The sequence below is a fragment of the Arthrobacter sp. Sr24 genome (genome assembly GCF_054511175.1).
The window spans coordinates 1-15,509 of record NZ_JBTNDB010000032.1; the positions used below are offsets into that span (position 1 = coordinate 1).

At 57.3% G+C, this 15,509-nt stretch carries 17 protein-coding genes; 9 read left to right on the forward strand and 8 right to left on the reverse strand.

Annotated features, from left to right (window positions below; translation table 11 throughout):
- A partial coding sequence (locus ACX80D_RS15860; RefSeq protein WP_459323840.1) for an alpha/beta hydrolase family protein occupies positions 1 to 1,024 on the forward strand: 1,024 nt, incomplete at its 5' end.
- A gap of 1,111 nt (positions 1,025 to 2,135) precedes the next feature.
- Here the strand turns inward: ACX80D_RS15860 and ACX80D_RS15865 are convergent.
- Complete coding sequence (locus tag ACX80D_RS15865; protein WP_459323841.1) at positions 2,136 to 2,741, reverse strand: TetR family transcriptional regulator; 606 nt, start codon at positions 2,739 to 2,741, stop codon at positions 2,136 to 2,138.
- 178 nt (positions 2,742 to 2,919) lie between these two features.
- On the opposite strand from ACX80D_RS15865, the gene ACX80D_RS15870 reads away from it, so the two are divergent.
- Both ACX80D_RS15870 and ACX80D_RS15875 read left to right on the forward strand, forming a co-directional pair.
- A complete protein-coding gene (locus ACX80D_RS15870; protein ID WP_459323842.1) occupies positions 2,920 to 3,276 on the forward strand; it encodes a hypothetical protein in 357 nt (118 codons plus the stop codon).
- A gap of 15 nt (positions 3,277 to 3,291) precedes the next feature.
- Positions 3,292 to 4,254, forward strand: coding sequence for an aldo/keto reductase (locus ACX80D_RS15875; protein ID WP_459323843.1), 963 nt, complete (start codon positions 3,292 to 3,294; stop codon positions 4,252 to 4,254).
- Between the two features lie 432 nt (positions 4,255 to 4,686).
- On the opposite strand, the gene ACX80D_RS15880 is transcribed toward ACX80D_RS15875, so the two are convergent.
- Positions 4,687 to 5,343, reverse strand: coding sequence for a pyridoxine/pyridoxamine 5'-phosphate oxidase (locus ACX80D_RS15880; protein WP_459323844.1), 657 nt, complete (start codon positions 5,341 to 5,343; stop codon positions 4,687 to 4,689).
- 228 nt (positions 5,344 to 5,571) lie between these two features.
- Here ACX80D_RS15880 and ACX80D_RS15885 point away from each other — a divergent pair, with 228 nt between their 5' ends.
- Entirely contained in the window at positions 5,572 to 6,423 is an 852-nt protein-coding gene (locus tag ACX80D_RS15885; RefSeq protein WP_459323845.1) for an SDR family oxidoreductase, read from the forward strand.
- A gap of 1,065 nt (positions 6,424 to 7,488) precedes the next feature.
- Here ACX80D_RS15885 and ACX80D_RS15890 read toward each other — a convergent pair.
- Positions 7,489 to 7,752: an Abi family protein gene (locus ACX80D_RS15890; protein WP_459323846.1), complete on the reverse strand. Its 264-nt coding sequence runs from the start codon at positions 7,750 to 7,752 to the stop codon at positions 7,489 to 7,491.
- A gap of 283 nt (positions 7,753 to 8,035) precedes the next feature.
- Between ACX80D_RS15890 and ACX80D_RS15895 the strand changes: the two genes are divergently transcribed.
- Complete coding sequence (locus ACX80D_RS15895; RefSeq protein WP_459323847.1) at positions 8,036 to 8,347, forward strand: hypothetical protein; 312 nt, start codon at positions 8,036 to 8,038, stop codon at positions 8,345 to 8,347.
- Here the strand turns inward: ACX80D_RS15895 and ACX80D_RS15900 are convergent.
- Complete coding sequence (locus tag ACX80D_RS15900; protein ID WP_459323848.1) at positions 8,344 to 8,784, reverse strand: hypothetical protein; 441 nt, start codon at positions 8,782 to 8,784, stop codon at positions 8,344 to 8,346. The genes ACX80D_RS15895 and ACX80D_RS15900 overlap by 4 nt on opposite strands.
- On the opposite strand from ACX80D_RS15900, the gene ACX80D_RS15905 reads away from it, so the two are divergent.
- Positions 8,759 to 9,094: a transposase gene (locus tag ACX80D_RS15905; protein ID WP_459323849.1), complete on the forward strand. Its 336-nt coding sequence runs from the start codon at positions 8,759 to 8,761 to the stop codon at positions 9,092 to 9,094. The two genes, ACX80D_RS15900 and ACX80D_RS15905, sit on opposite strands and share 26 nt — an antisense overlap.
- 261 nt (positions 9,095 to 9,355) lie before the next feature.
- On the forward strand, positions 9,356 to 9,673 hold the full coding sequence (locus ACX80D_RS15910) for a hypothetical protein (RefSeq protein WP_459323850.1): 318 nt from the start codon (positions 9,356 to 9,358) through the stop codon (positions 9,671 to 9,673).
- A gap of 369 nt (positions 9,674 to 10,042) precedes the next feature.
- On the opposite strand, the gene ACX80D_RS15915 is transcribed toward ACX80D_RS15910, so the two are convergent.
- The 4 genes from ACX80D_RS15915 to ACX80D_RS15930 form a co-directional block, all read right to left on the reverse strand.
- Positions 10,043 to 10,351, reverse strand: coding sequence for a type II toxin-antitoxin system Phd/YefM family antitoxin (locus ACX80D_RS15915; protein WP_459323851.1), 309 nt, complete (start codon positions 10,349 to 10,351; stop codon positions 10,043 to 10,045).
- Between the two features lie 200 nt (positions 10,352 to 10,551).
- On the reverse strand, positions 10,552 to 10,899 hold the full coding sequence (locus tag ACX80D_RS15920) for an SdpI family protein (RefSeq protein WP_459323852.1): 348 nt from the start codon (positions 10,897 to 10,899) through the stop codon (positions 10,552 to 10,554).
- A 735-nt stretch (positions 10,900 to 11,634) separates the two neighbouring features.
- Complete coding sequence (locus ACX80D_RS15925; RefSeq protein WP_459323853.1) at positions 11,635 to 12,168, reverse strand: Abi family protein; 534 nt, start codon at positions 12,166 to 12,168, stop codon at positions 11,635 to 11,637.
- A 15-nt stretch (positions 12,169 to 12,183) separates the two neighbouring features.
- Positions 12,184 to 13,233, reverse strand: a complete 1,050-nt coding sequence (locus ACX80D_RS15930) for a LacI family DNA-binding transcriptional regulator (protein WP_459323854.1) — start codon at positions 13,231 to 13,233, stop codon at positions 12,184 to 12,186.
- A gap of 235 nt (positions 13,234 to 13,468) precedes the next feature.
- Here ACX80D_RS15930 and ACX80D_RS15935 point away from each other — a divergent pair, with 235 nt between their 5' ends.
- Together ACX80D_RS15935 and ACX80D_RS15940 are read left to right on the forward strand one after the other, a co-directional pair.
- The gene (locus tag ACX80D_RS15935) at positions 13,469 to 14,338 is read left to right on the forward strand and encodes a sugar phosphate isomerase/epimerase family protein (RefSeq protein ID WP_459323855.1); all 870 of its coding nucleotides are present in this window, start codon (positions 13,469 to 13,471) and stop codon (positions 14,336 to 14,338) included.
- 73 nt (positions 14,339 to 14,411) lie between these two features.
- On the forward strand, positions 14,412 to 15,437 hold the full coding sequence (locus tag ACX80D_RS15940; protein WP_459323856.1) for an autoinducer 2 ABC transporter substrate-binding protein: 1,026 nt from the start codon (positions 14,412 to 14,414) through the stop codon (positions 15,435 to 15,437).
- Positions 15,438 to 15,509 lie beyond the last annotated feature (72 nt).

The following is a 15,509-nucleotide window of genomic DNA, read 5'->3' on the forward strand; positions in this document are numbered from 1 at the left end:
ACCTCACCGCCACCGAAACCCGCTACCCCTGCACCAACCTCATCCTCAAATACGCCATCAAAACCAAGGCCCCGGCTCTCATCAATTAAATCGTGATGTCAGGAGCCCTGGTCACAGCGCCGGTGCCTTCAACAGCCTTGCCCTCCTCGCCGCGACCTCGGCCGATGGCCTGTACCACCACTTAGCCGCGTTCTCCGGCATGCCATCACGGCAGGTTCCGGCATGGGGAGCGGAAGAGCGCGCACTGGCGGTTCTCACCGAGCTCGGGATGCAAGATGATCCCGAGCAGTTGCTCAGCGTCGACGCAAAACTGCTCGCGGAGGCGATGAGCAAGACAATATCGGCAGACCCTGGTGCTGCGCACGGTATTGATAGCGACGTTATCGCGATCGTCGACGACCGTACGCAGCCAGGGGGTGTCCTCGCAGACCACCCCATGCGGGTCCTCGAATCCGGACGGCATAAGGCCATCGATATTTTGTTCAGCAACACCACTGGCGAGACAGACTGGTGGGTCCTGTACAAGACCGACGACTTCGACCCCGGCAGCATCGAAAATCTCATCGAGGAATTCGCCACTCGGAACCGCATCCCGCGCAGCCGCGCCAGGAAGATTATCGCCACGTACGACGTCGATGGGCGCACCCCAGTGCAGGTCCGCGGGGCGTTGCTCACAGATTTCTCCTTCACCCTGCCCCAAGCCCGTGGCGCGCTGGCACACGCCGCAGCTGGCGGAAACGCACACCTGTTATCAGTGGGGCCGGTTGAAGGAGCGCCCGCAGTTCATGGCACAGAGATATACGGAATCGTGGGTCATGAACGTACGGGGATCAGCGAGGAGCAGATGGTACGTGACACCTTTGTCCGCGACGCCGTCCTCACCCTCGCCGAGGGGAGCCTCAACACCATGTGGGACGCGGCGACAGCTGAACCCACCACGAAAGGCATCGGCAACCCGCCCTACGACCCAACCACCCACGCAATCGAAGTCCTTCACACGTTCGAAGGTATTGAACGCCCCTAAATCGGATGCCGGCCAAAAGTATTTGATGATTACTCGCTAACCTCATTCTGGAAAGGGCCGGATCGCCGTCGAATTACCAAGGTGCAAAGCCCTACTCATCGAAGAGTAAGCAGGACCAAAGTACCCGGAATTCCCTTGTTACCAACTGCCTGAGCCATCAGTTCAAACCTTCAAACCGACGCTTGCGCACAGGGCCGGCGGCACAGAGTCTCTGCTGAACTCCGTAGTGACGTGAACTGGTTGATCGTAGCTTTCACCGCCTCCGTTTGGTGAGTCCAGATTCCGGGAGGGGTGAAATTTGCGAATATCTTCGATTGTCGGTCCACCCTCTGGGCGAGGCAATCCCCCCAGCTGAATTCTGATGAGGGTAAGGGTGAGGAAACTCTGTCGAAGTACCTGACGGGGGCCGTTTTTAGACTCAGAGTCCCACTGGCCTGCGGAGCATCTCCGTAGGCCGGGGCATTATTGTGCCCCGGGCTGGACGCGAACAGGCGGCCAAGAAAATCCCACCGCGTGAGTATGGGAGTGTGTCGTTGATCCTCAAAAACAGGGACCTTGAGGTACTTTTGGGCGAATTCACAGACAATGACGTGCCGCTGACAAACGGTAGTTTTCGGCTGAAAGGGGGAGTGACGTCTTGGGAGCCAGCGGCTCAGTTGGGGTGTAGTCGAACCATGATAGTTGGTTGGACCATTGCTCATGAAGCTCCTGCCAAGGGCTGGCTGAGGCACGGTAGAAATTTTTATGGGTTCGGGTTCCGGTGCGTGGCCCGGGTCCCGCCGACTCCGTGGTTGCGACGGATGCTCCCTTCGCGGACTGCGGCTTCAAGTGCGTGGAACTTCTTCTGGACGGTGGTCCGCCGTGCAGCCGGGGTCTCTGTCCATGAGATCTATCAGAAGTTCCCTTTATAGCCCGAGTCAGCTATTCAGGCAGCCTCGACTTCTGACAGAAAGACGATGCCCTTGTGCCGGTCCGGCTTGCAGCAATTGAAAAGCTGATGCATCGATGATCAGCCTCTCGGTGCGGCCGCTGGAGCGGGGACTTGGTGTGCACACCTGGTTCGATTTCGCCGTGGTCGTTCTGATTCGGGACAACAGTCTCAAGTAAGTGCTTACTCCACCAGTGCTGAGGGTTTGAGCATACGGAAAGCGTCGTCGAGTAGCTCCCCGTTGGTGGCAGCGCCGCCGCGGTGGACGAGTTCGGCGGAGGCAACATCAAGGCAAGTCATGGCGCACAAGGTGATTGCTCGCGCGCGATACTGTCTCTCTTCCTCGGCGCCTCCCAAGGCGTCGGCTACTAGGGGGAGCAGAATGCCCATCCAGGCCAAGTGTTTCTCAGTGTTTCGTGCGCGGAGGGATGGCGTGGAGATCATCACGCGCGTTGCGCGCAGAGCCCATTCAGGGTTCGAGTCGGTGATCTCGACAATTGTTTGGAATGCCGCTCGGAGGGCTTCCCAGATTGGCAGTGACTCCAATGCCTGAGCGAGACGCTGTCTAACTGGTTCGCCATAGACCATTGGGTCTCCCAGGACTACGTCTTCTTTGGTGGCGAAGTACCTAAAGAAGCTGCGCGGCGATATATCGACCGCAGCTGCGATCTGATCAACGGTGGTCTCATCGAACCCCTGCTCATCGAACATCACGAGAGCTACGTCTGCGATCTGCGCTCGGACGGCGTCTCGCGTGCGCTGTCTCAGCCCGCGCCGGGGCGTATTCATCTCATTCACCCTTCCAGCATACAGCGACTTAGTTGACAGTCACTGCCACAAGGCACATATACTGACAATATTGCAGGGACCAAGCAAGCGGCTGCTGCATAACGGGCAACATCTCCAGGTACCTGACGCGCAAACGAAACCTGCAGTTGTGATTGCACCGCCATGAAAGGAAGCTACTTTGCCAACCGCCTATCAGATTGACTTTTACTTCACCTACAAGGTGATTGATCAGGACCTTTTCGAGAAGTACCAGGCTGCGGTTCTACCCGCTACTGAAACACAAGAGCCGTATGTGCTCGAGTACACCCTGGCGCGGGGTGCAGACGGCACAATCCTGCAGCACGAGCGCTACGAGAACGAAGAAGCCATTTCCCGGCACCTTGCTCTGACCGCTGATGGTCAGAAGATGTGGGGCGAATCCACTGAACTTATCGACATCCGTTTTGTCGGTCCTCTGAGCGAAAAGTTCAGGACCGAGAACGCGCTGGGACCCATCGCCTCTTGGTGGGACCGCTACCAATCTGTCACCCGCTAATAGAAAGACACCATCATGCAAAAACGCACACTAGGCCAGCAGGGCCTGACCACTTCCGCGATCGGCTACGGCTCAATGGGGATCCACATGGCTTACGGCGCAGCCGACGCCGAGGGTGGAGCCTCCGCTATTCAGCGCGCCTACGACCTGGGCGTCACCTTCTTCGACACCGCCGAGCTATACGGGTGGGGCGAGAACGAGAAAGTCGTTGGCCGGGCCGTTAAGCCCTTCCGCGATGACGTCGTCATTGCCACAAAGTTCGGCTTCACGCACGACTACGGCTACGACAGCCGCCCCGAGCACATCCGCGAGGTGGTGGAGAATAGCCTGCGCTACCTCGGCACGGACCACATCGACGTCCTCTACCAACACCGCGTCGACCCGAACGTCCCCATTGAGGACGTTGCCGGGACCGTGAAGGAGCTCATCGACGCCGGCAAGGTCAAGTACTTCGGTCTCAGCGAAGCCGGCCCCGAGACGATGCGCCGGGCGCACGCCGTGCAGCCCGTCTCGGTGCTCCAGACCGAGTACTCCCTCTTCGAGCGTGAAGTCGAGGTGCTCTTCCCCGTCCTGAACGAACTGGGTATCGGCTTCGTTCCTTACTCGCCGCTCGGTCGCGGATTCCTCACCGGCACCGCAAAGCCAGCCGCCCAGTACGATGAGTCCGACATGCGCAGCTGGGATGCCCGTTGGCAGCCCGGCAACTTCGAGAAAAATCTCGAAGCCACGCGCCAACTGACCGAACTTGCCGCGTCCAAGGACGCCACCGTCGCGCAACTGGCTCTGGCCTGGTTGCTCGCCCAGGGTGAGAACATCGTCCCGATCCCCGGCACACGCAGCGCCAAACGCGTCGAAGAGAATATCGGAGCCGCTGAACTACGGCTCACTACTGACGACTTGGTCCGCATCAAGGAAATCCTCCCCACCGGAGGTTTCGGTGCGCGCTACGCCGAAGGTATGAACCCTAACTGGCAGTAAGTCTCAGTTGGAGGAGGGCGCGACGCGCAGACCCGCTCGCGCCCTCCACCTTCAACAGAACCTCCCGGGCCCGTCGTCTCTGGCATGGCGCTGCTTGACGAGGAGTGGCCCCTAGTCCAACCCCTCTGGTCCGATCCGGCCGCACAGAAGTTGTCATTGAAACAAGCGACATTTGACGGTGGTTGCTGGACCACAAAAGCGGGTGGGCAGCTGCAGTATTTTCAGCCCTACTGGTTAGTGGAGAATAGTCCTGACCATGGGGTAGTGCGTCTTCATTTGCCAGTCGACCAGTCTGGGAACGGGTTCTAAATCTCGGCAAACTAGCCCATGTGTGAGAGGGTCTGTGCCACCGGGATAAAGAGCTCGGCGGGGGAGTGGGTTGTATACCTGAGGGAACTGGCTGCGGTATGGATAGCAGATTGAGGTGGTGTCTCATGGCCATAAGCGTTGCTTGTCCCACGCGGTCTTGGAACGTACATAGCTGAGGCGTTGGTGATTACGATTCGGATCGCCCTGCCAAAATTCAACTGACTCAGGTACCACGGTCCAAACGGTCCACTGGGGAGAAAAAAGCCCGGGATCGAGCTCCATAGCGGTCTGGGCATGCCTGATCAGTTCATCGCGGTCGCTATCCGTTGAAAAGGGGGAACTCTGCGGAGCGGCCAAAACGTAAGCACGTGTTTGGGGGTGCCGTGCGAGGAAATCTGCCGCTGATTCTGCAGCGCTAGCTCGTTGTGCGACACCACGTACTCGGACCGCTCGGGCGAGCGGACTCCAGTAAAACGTTAGGGCGCAGTTCGGATTCGCCACTAATTGGCGGCCTTTGGTCGAATCGTCACCCGTGGCGATCTTGAAGCCGCAGTCGCCACTCACATCCTTGACAGTTATCACTCGGGCATCGGGCATGCCGTCAGCATCGACAGTCGAGAGCGTCGCTGCATACGCATCAGTCAAACCCGCATTTATCGCGTCCCGTCGCCAGTGCAGGAATAGCTCGTGCGGTACTTCCGGGGCTGAAGACCAAGCGAAATCTGTCTCCTGCCCGATAATTGACGGTACCGCTTGAGTCTCTTCACGACGTGTCTGCATCGTCCCATTCTCCACAAAGGCACACGATTCTGAAAGCATTGAGTGTCTGAAAGCCAAACTCTCTGCCACCATCGACTACTGAAGCTGCGCACGCCCAATACAGAATGTGCCGGCGGTGCGGGGTGCTGATCTACACAGGCAGTTTTGATAGGCTGTTCCTTCGTTTCGCTGCTCGGCAGTCGGGCATCGAGACTACTAAAACGGACAGTGCGGGCTGAGGAGTATAAATTGGCTGTTGTGATTGCTGGCTGTGGTGACCTTGGAACTGAAGTCGGGCTGCGGTTCGCTTCTCTGGGCCATCGGGTGATGGGAATTCGACGCTCAGCGGAGAAACTCCCATCAGAAATTATGGGACAGGCGATTGATCTGTCCACCGAGGCGCCGATCTTGCCGCCGGACACCACCATCGTGGTGATTGCAATGAGCCCTGATGAGCGCAGTGTGGATGGGTATCGAGCGGCATACGTCAACAGTGTTTTGCAGGTCGCCGCGGCCATCCACAACAATTGCGCGGCGCCACCGCGAGTGCTGTACGTGTCATCGACAGCGGTCTACGGCATTGACGATGGATCCTGGGTCGACGAGAAGACTCCGACCGAGCCCACTTCGCCGACTGCAATGGTGCTGTTGGAAGCAGAAGAAACGTTGCTGCGGCTGATTCCTCAGGCGACTGTCCTACGTCTTGGGGGCATCTATGGGCCGGGTCGGACTCGTGAGATTGATCGCGTGCGTCAGGGGGTTGCGGCCATCTCTTCTCAGCCCGAGTTCACCAGTCGGATCCATCGTGACGATGCCGCAGCAGCCATCGTGCACCTCATGACCATGCAGACTTGGCCGGAGACTGTCTATGTCGGCGTCGACGACGTCCCAGCCGATCGTCGAGAAGTCGTTGAATTTTTGGCACGCAGCCTTGACCTGCCAGCCCCAGAAGTTGCCAAAGAGGCCTCGCAGGAGCGAGGAGCCGGGGGCAAACGATGCCACAACAACCGGCTGCGGGAGACTGGATTTGAGTTTTCCTACCCCACCTACAGGGAAGGTTATGCGGCCGTACTTAAAGGTATCGGAGTTCGCCATGCCTAGACCCCCAATCTGACTTTGCTTGATTTACACGGAATTATTGTGGGCGCCGATCAGCGGGTGGTCTAGTCCATGGTTGGTTTTCATCCCGGAAAATTGTGGTTTGCACCGCGGTTTGCATAGAACGCCGAAAGATCGATCTACCAGCTGCCGTCCCCCAACCGGGCCGCGAAACTATCAACTCCAAAGCTGGAAACGTTGGGGCGCTCCTAGGATCGGCCAACGCCACGAATCCTTCAGGTCTTGCAGCACGTAAGTTTCGTTGCCAACGGCACTGCGAAGCAAACAGAAATGTGTGCTCAGGGTGAATGAACACCCGCCAGATCGGCAAGAAACCGGACTCAGTGAAGCCGAGAATTCATATGTTTTCGTCCTGCTCGTCGTGAAAAGTGGGAGTCCAATCGGCACGCGATCGTGGCGAAAAGAGGGGTGGCGTGCTTAATCCCCGAGCGCTTAGTCGTTCTAAAACGTGACTTGGCCGTTTTCGGACTTGAGTGCCTCTGACCTGCGGTGCGTATCCGCAGGTCAGAGCCGCTTTTATGATGCCCCGGGCGGGAACTGACCCCACGGCCAAGAGAATCTAGCCATCTGGATTTTGCATGGCGTAATTGCCTGCCAAAATTGCCGTATTTCCTGGGATTCTGCTCGATTTTGGGATCGTTGCATGTCAAGGATTGTGGTGACTTTTGGTTGAAGAGAATTGGGAGTAAGAGGTAAGTGGTTCGGATTTGGAAGTTTCTAGGAGGCTCGGGTGGAGTGCGAAGCGAGATGATAAGAGGCTTTGGTCGCCAAATACGTGGCAGTAGAGCCATCGTCCGTACTCCCAAACTCACTCCGAAGGGTGTGGGTCGCAGTGATTGTGTGTTCACTACGGATCTTTGCTCAGGACAGGAGAGCCAGGGGAGAATTCGCTGGTGGGACAGCGTCTTCTCGCCATCAGTTCACGGGTGCCATAGTGAAGATGATTCCCAGCCTTCTCGTGCCCCTGTTGCTCCAAGAGTCATCCCCCCTTTCCGAGGGAAACGACCGTAACGACGCAGCTAGCATGCGGGGGGCCGCACCAAGGGTTCATGAGGCCAAATACTGAATCCGGGTGAGCCTCGCGAAGGTTGTATCTTTCAGCAGTGCGATGAAATCCAGTGAGTCGCTGTGTCCTCGGGCGGGTAGCTTGGGGGCCAACGAGTTGTAGCGGTTGTAGAAGGGCCCGTGGTGTGCGCAGACGTTGCGTGCGATGTTGAAGGCGCGCAACCACGATTTCAGTTGTGCAGCCTTGAGCCCGAGATACTGGGCCACTTCTTTGCGGACGTTTAGGGGGCGAAGCTGAATAGGCAAGAGAGCCCGCCATAGTCGAGAACATCGGCAGCAACCCAGGCGGGGATGATGCTGTTGCGGCTATTCCGGTAGTGAATGGCGACCTCTGGCGTGAGTCCGCCACTTGGCGGTCAAGTTTCGCGAGCCATTTTGGATAGTCCTAGGAACGGTCGATCGATAGGAGTTCACGCTTGCGATGAATCAAGGGGTCAACAGCGCCTAGCGAATATCCCATCAGGGCGCGAACCTGGGCTATTGAACCGTCCCGGGTTTTGTGCCGTTTTCTATTGAGAGAATCGATAGCATGCCTAAGTGGTACACCCCTGAAGTCAAGAGCTGTGCCGTGTCCTACGTGATGGACCGGATGGATCGTTACAAGTCGGTCTATGCTGCGTGTGCCGATATGGCGCCGAAGCTCAATGTTGGTAAGGAATACCTGCGTCGCTGGGTCGTCCAAGCCCAGATTGATGTCGGCGACCGGACCGGGCCAACGAGCGAAGAACTCGCAGAGATCAAAGCGTTGAAGGCTAGGGTCAAGGGCCTTGAGGAAGCTAACGACATTTTGAAAGCGTCAGCGATTTTCTTCGCGAGGGAGCTGGACCCTCGCCGTCACTAATTACTGAGTTCGTCGATCAGCAACGCGAACGTGGGCATGCAGTCCAGCAGATCTGCCAGGCGCTGAATATTCAGGGCCTGAAGGTCTCTGCCCGCACGTATCGCAGCTGGAAAGCCGATGAGCCCGCACCGCGCGTCGTCACTGACGCGCTCATTCTCAATGACCTGCATGATTTGAAGAAACCTGATGAAAAGACCGGCCGATCGAAGCCTGAAGTGCTTTATGGTCGACGGAAAATGCGGGTCTGGTTGCAGCGTAACGGGTTTGGCGATATCTCCAAGCACACCGTTGACCGGTTGACGTGTGTGGCTGGAATGAAGGGCCTTGTGCGGGGACGCAGGACGACTACGACGATCCGTTCCAAGGACAAAATTCGGGCCAAGGACCTGTTGAACAGGAACTTCTTCACCGATGCCTGCGAACAAGGTTTGGGTCACGGACTTTACGTATGTTCCCTTTCGTGGCGGGTTCGCTTACGTGTCCTTCGTGATCGATTTGTTCTCCCGCAGAATCCTGTCTTGGGCATCCTCGACATCGCATGACACCGCGTTTGCGGAAGAGGCTCTCCAACTGGCTCTCTGGCAGCGCCGCAACGAACGACACCCTCATGTGAGGCCTGTGGTCGGCACCGTCCACCACAGCGACGCTGGCTCGGAATACACCTCTGCGAGGTACACACAAACACTGGCAATGGAGGGGCTGGTGCCCTCGATCGGAGCCTACGATAATGCCCTCCCGAAACGGTGATGGGCTTGTTCAAGAACGAGGTGTGGCCAAGGAATCACTGTTCAGAACCGGGCCCTAGATAGCTAAATCTGACGTGGTGGAAATCGTGGTGTACTGGGTTCATTAGTGCAACAATGAAAAACTACATTCGGCCCTGGGATATCGTGCTCCAGTGGAATTCGAGGAACTCTACTATGAGGAAATTAGCGGCTCGTTGCCCGATGAAGTCGCCAGAAAACTGGCGGCATAATTTCCGGGACGGTTCAGTTCAGGATAGGTCTCATGTCTAAGCGGTCTAAGTCTCAACTAGCTCGACGCAATCAGCGTCGCGCGTCACCCGGGGTGGCATATACCAAAGTTGTGAAGCGTGAGCCGTTGCGTTTACGCACGAAGGTTTTCTGGATTATTTCAGCAGCCATTTACGTGGTGTCAATACTGGTCCCCGCAATTATGGGTTTGGGGATGTGGATGTTGGTAGACATCATTTTGGTGCCGATCCTGGCTCTCATATCTTTCGCCGTGATACTGGGGGATCAGACGCCCGACGGCAGTATTCTCAGCGGAGGGGTTGACTCTTACAGCGGCGGAGGAGACTATTGACCAGCTTGACACCACCGGGCTTTCCGCGGTTCGTGGTGAATTCCATTGTTGTAATGGATGATTCACCGCTGTGCTAGCGGTGCTTCTGAGCACAATCCTTGTTGTGTAGTTGGCGCTATTGACGAAGCCTCGGCCGGTCCTTTAGATGGGTTTGATGCTGGCGGTGTGCACTTCTACTTTGCCCGTGGTCGCGCGAGCGTGTCAGATGGAGTGTGTAAGTGGCCTTACTGGCATTTGTCGAACGCTCCAACAGCAGCATCTTCTTGAAGACGGCCCGGACGATCTGAGGGTCTTTTTTGCTGAGCCGGTGAAGGTCGGCAATTGCGTCTTCAGTGAGGCGAACGACGCAGACGCGCTGCGGGTGTGGGCTCACGCTCGCCCGGCGGCGATATTGGAGGCAATCTCGGCCTCCAGCTCAGCACGGGTGAAGCCCAAGAATTCCATGGCCTGGTCCAGGTCGGTGCGGACGCCGCTGTCGGTGGCGAAACGAGCCATGACTAGAGCTGCGTCGCGCAGAGTGTCACGGTCCCGTCTTAGGCTGGCGATTTCCTCAGCGGATACAACCTCGGCGACGACTCGGCCATGTCGGGAAAGTGGCACGTCGTTTCCCGCTTCGGCCGAGGCAACAAGAGAGGACAAGCCGGCACGTGATGCTTCTGTGATGGTCCTGGTTGTCATACGGAAACTATGCAGATTTCTATGTAGCCTCTCAATCGGTCGCGTGCACCGCGATTGCCGTGAGGTCAACGTCGATCGGAAAAGATTTAGGCCCGCTTTCCGAGTAGGCCGTAGTGGTCAATGGATCACAACAGCTTTGATGTCCCGTGTGGGGAACGCTTTAGGTGGCCGGGTCCAATGCTCGTCGGAGGACCTCGGTTCTAATGCTGTGTGGCTAAAACCAGTTTCGCTGCCTTCGTTCCCTTAATCGTTCCAATAACGACCCCTATGAACATGATCATGCATGACGCGAGAAAAACTAGCCCTTGAGAGTCTTCACCTTGCACAAAAATGGCTGGAACCATGCTGACTATGGCTGCGTAAATCCCTACAAGAGTTGGCATCTTGGCTGCTTTGTGTCCGGCTATCCAAGTCTCCTCGCTGGTCATAATTGAGGGCGTACGGATACCCGCTATCCCATTGATGCCGATACGTCCGTCAGCGCAACGAACAATGACAAGGATCAGCAAAATATAACAAGCAAGAAGAATCAACGCAGCGAACATCATGCTTCTACTCTACGGAATAGGAATTCCAACAGAAGTCAATGGAATAGCAATGTCGTTGATCATGTGACACATTTTTGGGATCCCGTAAGCTGGTCCACCACCGTACTGTGTGCAGACAACTTCAGAGTTCTTTATAAACTACGTGTTTCCGCGATCGTCAAATTCGCGGTTACCCCCGCCCGACTTAATGCCCGATGAGCGTGCACTAACAGCAACGCCTTGGGGCATCAGAACTTCAGGGCAACGAGGCGTGCAGTAGACCGGCTGGCGGTAGCGGAGCCGAATACGTACTTCGAGCGCCCGAACGGCCCCGCAGTCGTCCGGGATGATACAGCCAATGCTTGACTTGGAGCAAAAAAGGGGCGCTAGTGCTTTTGAACGAGGGGAGCTGTGTCGCGAGAAAATTTTGCTGAATTGGGGGAGTAAAGGGGGAGTTGGGCCGATTTTGGTCTTAAACGTCTCTGACCTGCGGAAGGAAACCGCAGGTCAGAGGCCCTTTTGGTGCCCCGGACTGGAATCGAACCAGCGACCAAGAGAATCTCAAGATCTGGATGCTGAGGGGTGCCAGTGGCTATCAAAATTCGCGTATTTTCAGGAAACTTCTCCCTTATTGACACCAATGATATGTCAGCCATGGCCGTCGCTTTTGGTTGAATTAGATGGGTAAAAGATGAGTGGCACTTCTGAAGCCTTTGACGTTGTCGGAGTTTGACCGCGAAATCTGCGAATGCAGGTTCAGCAGCGATCCTCCTCGGGGCTTTGCAGATGCCTTCCTTGACTGTACAGCCTCAGAATGTCATCGTGGGTGCTTGCAAGTTTTTCCTCGTAACGGCTCACCCACCATTGATGGGCTGTCATTGTCCCTTGCGGCGTCTGAACGGGTGCCAAACAGCGGACCGTGTCCAAATGGGCGGCGTTCAAGTGCGCGAACGGATCCTGGGCGCCGATGCAGTGGGCCGTCCGTACACGCAGGGCGACTTCGGTCTGCTCCAACGCTTCCAATAGTAGGAGGCGGAGTTGCTGGTCAAACGTCCACAGCGCGTGGGCGTCATCGAACGTCGTTCCTGCTTTCAGCAGATCCGAGCGGACAACGGTCCCGTCCGCGTCAACGTGGTCAATTTCGCGGGACGGATACCAGTAGGCGGCCAATCGGTAGTAGCCCACATTCCGAAGGTCTCGCAGGGCAGCGTCGTGGCGGGGGACGAGCATCCCTCGCGAGAGGAGGATATCCAGCTGTTGCTCGTAGGTGCGATGCGGCTTCGGTTCCAAGTTGGCCCCTTTGAGTTAAAGTAAGCCAGCCCTTGCCGATGGCAGAGGGGCTGGAGCCCGCCCGATCGTGGATTCGCGCTCGACGAGCTGTGCTCCAAACATTCTTTGCTGTACTTCCCGGGTGCCGGGTCGTTCGATTTGTTCCAAGAGCAGCTGGCCGGCCGCCCTGCCCATCTCGTAGGCGGGTTGGCGGATTGTCGTCAGGGGCACGACGGCCTCGCGAGAGTATGGCACGTCGTCGTATCCAATTATTGCGATGTCCTCCGGAATCCTAAGACCGTTTCGCAGAAATACGGTCTGGGCGCCGACGGCCACCATGTCGTTGGCGGCGAAGATCGCGTCGGGTCGTTCTGATTCGGGCATTGACAGGATTTGCTCGGCCGCTTGGATGCCGTCCTGGACAGTGAGGTTCGTGACCGTCACTGTCATGACTGTCGTCTCCGTGCCGGATGCTTCCACTGCCAGCATCATGCCCTCCAGCCGGTCTGCGGATTGAACAACGTTATGTGGATTACCGAGGAAGGCAAGGCGGTGGCGGCCGATCTCCAAGAGGTGGGATCCCGCGAGCCTGCCGCCGCCGACATCATCAAAGGTCACAGCGGAGATGAGATCGGATGTCTCGGTCGGGCCGACTACCACGCATTCAATGCCGCGGCTTTGAAGTTGCTCTAAACGGTCTTTGACCCGGCCCTGGGGGATGATTACCAGACCTTGCACCCGGTGGGCCTCAAACATGTCCAGGTTGGCCATTTCGCGTTCGGGATCTCGGTTGCTGTTGCTAAAGAATAGTGACCACCCACAGTCCCGAACGGCGTCCTCCACCCCTCGGGATAGGTCGCTGAAATACGGGAGCCAGGCGTCAAGGAGGATCAGGGCTAAGGTCTTACTGGACCCCGCCCGCAGCTGGCGCGCTGATTCATTGGGGACGAATCCGAGCTCGGCTATTGCCGCCTCAACATTCTTGCGACTACGTTCGCCCAGGAGCTGGGGGCGATTGAGATAATTGGACACCGTGGACGCGGAAACTCCCGCCAATGCGGCAACGTCCTTGACGCTCGCGGCCATAAGGTCTCCTTCATGTAGCAATAGCTGTACTAGGCCAGCATAGGCCGAGAGTTGTTACGTTGCAACAATTCGCTCACCCGACCGGGATAGGCGGTGGATTTGCCTATGTGCAACGTTGCAAGTGATACTTGACACGTTGCAAATGATCTCCTAGTCTAGTTTTCATCCTCAAGTTGCAACGTTGCAGAATCCCTGTTGCACTCCAATGAATCTCAAAATTTTAGGTAGGAATCCGATGAATATTGGTTGCCACGGTCTAGTCTGGACCGGACGTTTCGATGCTGAAGGCATCCGCCATTCTGTCCGGAAGACTCAGGAAGCAGGGTTCGACCTGATTGAGTTCCCCCTGATGGACCCTTTTTCTTTTGATGTGGCGACAGCCAAGTCGGCTCTGGCTGAGCATGGTCTGGCCGTTTCGGCGTCGTTGGGTCTCTCGGAAGCGACAGATGTCAGCAGCGAAGATCCTGCGATCGTGAAGGCGGGGGAGGAGCTGTTGAACCGTGCAGTGGATATCGTTGCGGAGCTTGGCGGCACGGATTTTTGCGGTGTTATCTACAGCGCCATGAAGAAGTACATGGAGCCGGCAACGGAGCGGGGGCTGGATAACAGCAAGGCCGTCGTTGGGCGGATCGCTGACCGTGCCGCGGGTCTGGGTATCAACGTCTCGCTTGAGGTCGTGAATAGGTACGAGACCAATGTGCTCAACACCGGGCGGCAGGCACTTGGGTACCTCAACGATGTTAATCGAGGGAACCTCGGCATCCACTTGGATACGTACCACATGAACATTGAAGAGTCGGATATGTTCTCACCAGTCCTGGATACCGCTGAGGCTCTTCGCTATGTGCACATTGGCGAGAGCCACCGTGGCTACCTCGGCACCGGCAATGTTGACTTTGACAACTTCTTCAAGGCCCTGGGCCGTATCGGCTATGACGGCCCCGTCGTTTTCGAGTCCTTCTCTTCCGCCGTTGTGGCACCGGATTTGAGCCGCATGCTCGGGATCTGGCGCAACCTGTGGGCAGATAACGAGGAACTTGGCTCCCACGCGAATGCCTACATCCGCGACAAGCTGACGGCCATCAAAACCATCGAACTGCACTAAGACATCTAGATCCGGGCATTATGGGCCGCGGCGCCGCCGTTCCCACAACAAATACGTATCAAAGGAGATAACCATGCTGAAAAAGAGACTGCTTCAATCGGCTGCAGTACTGGCAATCGGAGTGTTGGCCATGACCGGCTGCACCAACAAGAACGCAACCAACAGCGGCAACGACGCCGGCAACTCAGGGACCACCACGATCGCTTTTGTGCCCAAGCTACAGGGCATTCCCTACTTTGAGGCGATGAACGCCGGCGGCAAGGAGGCGGCTGAAGACCTGGGTATTAACTGGCTCTACCAAGGCCCCACCACGGCAGATGCTGCCGCGCAGGCCGACATTGTCCGCTCCTTCATTCAGCAGAAGGTAGACACCCTGATTGTGGCCCCGAACGATCCGGACTCGATGGCCCCGCTGCTCAAGCAGGCACAGGAAGCCGGCATTAAGGTTGCCACCGCTGACACCGACGCGCCGAACTCGGTACGCCAGGTGTTCGTTAACCAGACCACTGAAGAAAACCATGGCAAGGCCCTCAGCGAGAGCCTGATGAACGCCATGGGCGGCAGCGGCGAATTCGCCATTGTCTCCTGTTCAGAGACCGCCGCGAACCTAAACGCCTACATTGACGTGATCAAGAAGGACGTTGCGGCCAACTACCCGCAGGGCGAGCTGGTTGACCTGGTCTATGCCGGTGAGGACCAGGCCAAGGCTGCGGCCATGGCGACGGACCTGATGAATGCCCACCCGAACTTGAAGGGCATTGTCGGACTGTGCTCCGCAGCAGCCCCGGGCGTCGCGCAGGCCGTGAAGGATGCCGGAAAGATCGGCCAGGTCTTCACCGTGGGTGGCGGCACCCCGATGGCGATGGCACCGTACCTGAAGGACGGCTCATCCAGCGCTTCAGTGTTGTGGGACGTGCAGAATCTGGGTTACCTGACCGCTTGGACGGGCAAGGAGCTGGCCGACGACAAGCAGCTGCAGCCTTCCTTCGACGTCGATGACAAGATCAAGGGCGTCACTTTCGACGCGGCGACCAAGATCGAGCTGCTCGGCCCGCCGCTGATCTTCACCAAAGACAACGTCGACCAGTTCAAATACTGACATGATCCGGGTGTTGCCGCGATGCGGCACCACCCGGCCTTCAGCCCTCGACCATATCCCGACCAAGGACAG

Bases quoted from the DNA above. Each gene is read 5' to 3' on its own strand.
- ACX80D_RS15875 (WP_459323843.1), top strand. From the start codon at position 3,292: ATGCAAAAACGCACACTAGGCCAGCAGGGCCTGACCACTTCCGCGATC.
- ACX80D_RS15910 (WP_459323850.1), top strand. From the start codon at position 9,356: ATGTCTAAGCGGTCTAAGTCTCAACTAGCTCGACGCAATCAGCGTCGC.
- ACX80D_RS15935 (WP_459323855.1), top strand. From the start codon at position 13,469: ATGAATATTGGTTGCCACGGTCTAGTCTGGACCGGACGTTTCGATGCT.
- ACX80D_RS15880 (WP_459323844.1), bottom strand. From the start codon at position 5,343: ATGCAGACACGTCGTGAAGAGACTCAAGCGGTACCGTCAATTATCGGG.
- ACX80D_RS15920 (WP_459323852.1), bottom strand. From the start codon at position 10,899: ATGATGTTCGCTGCGTTGATTCTTCTTGCTTGTTATATTTTGCTGATC.
- ACX80D_RS15915 (WP_459323851.1), bottom strand. From the start codon at position 10,351: ATGACAACCAGGACCATCACAGAAGCATCACGTGCCGGCTTGTCCTCT.
- ACX80D_RS15940 (WP_459323856.1), top strand. From the start codon at position 14,412: ATGCTGAAAAAGAGACTGCTTCAATCGGCTGCAGTACTGGCAATCGGA.
- ACX80D_RS15895 (WP_459323847.1), top strand. From the start codon at position 8,036: ATGCCTAAGTGGTACACCCCTGAAGTCAAGAGCTGTGCCGTGTCCTAC.
- ACX80D_RS15930 (WP_459323854.1), bottom strand. From the start codon at position 13,233: ATGGCCGCGAGCGTCAAGGACGTTGCCGCATTGGCGGGAGTTTCCGCG.
- ACX80D_RS15905 (WP_459323849.1), top strand. From the start codon at position 8,759: ATGCCTGCGAACAAGGTTTGGGTCACGGACTTTACGTATGTTCCCTTT.
- ACX80D_RS15865 (WP_459323841.1), bottom strand. From the start codon at position 2,741: ATGAATACGCCCCGGCGCGGGCTGAGACAGCGCACGCGAGACGCCGTC.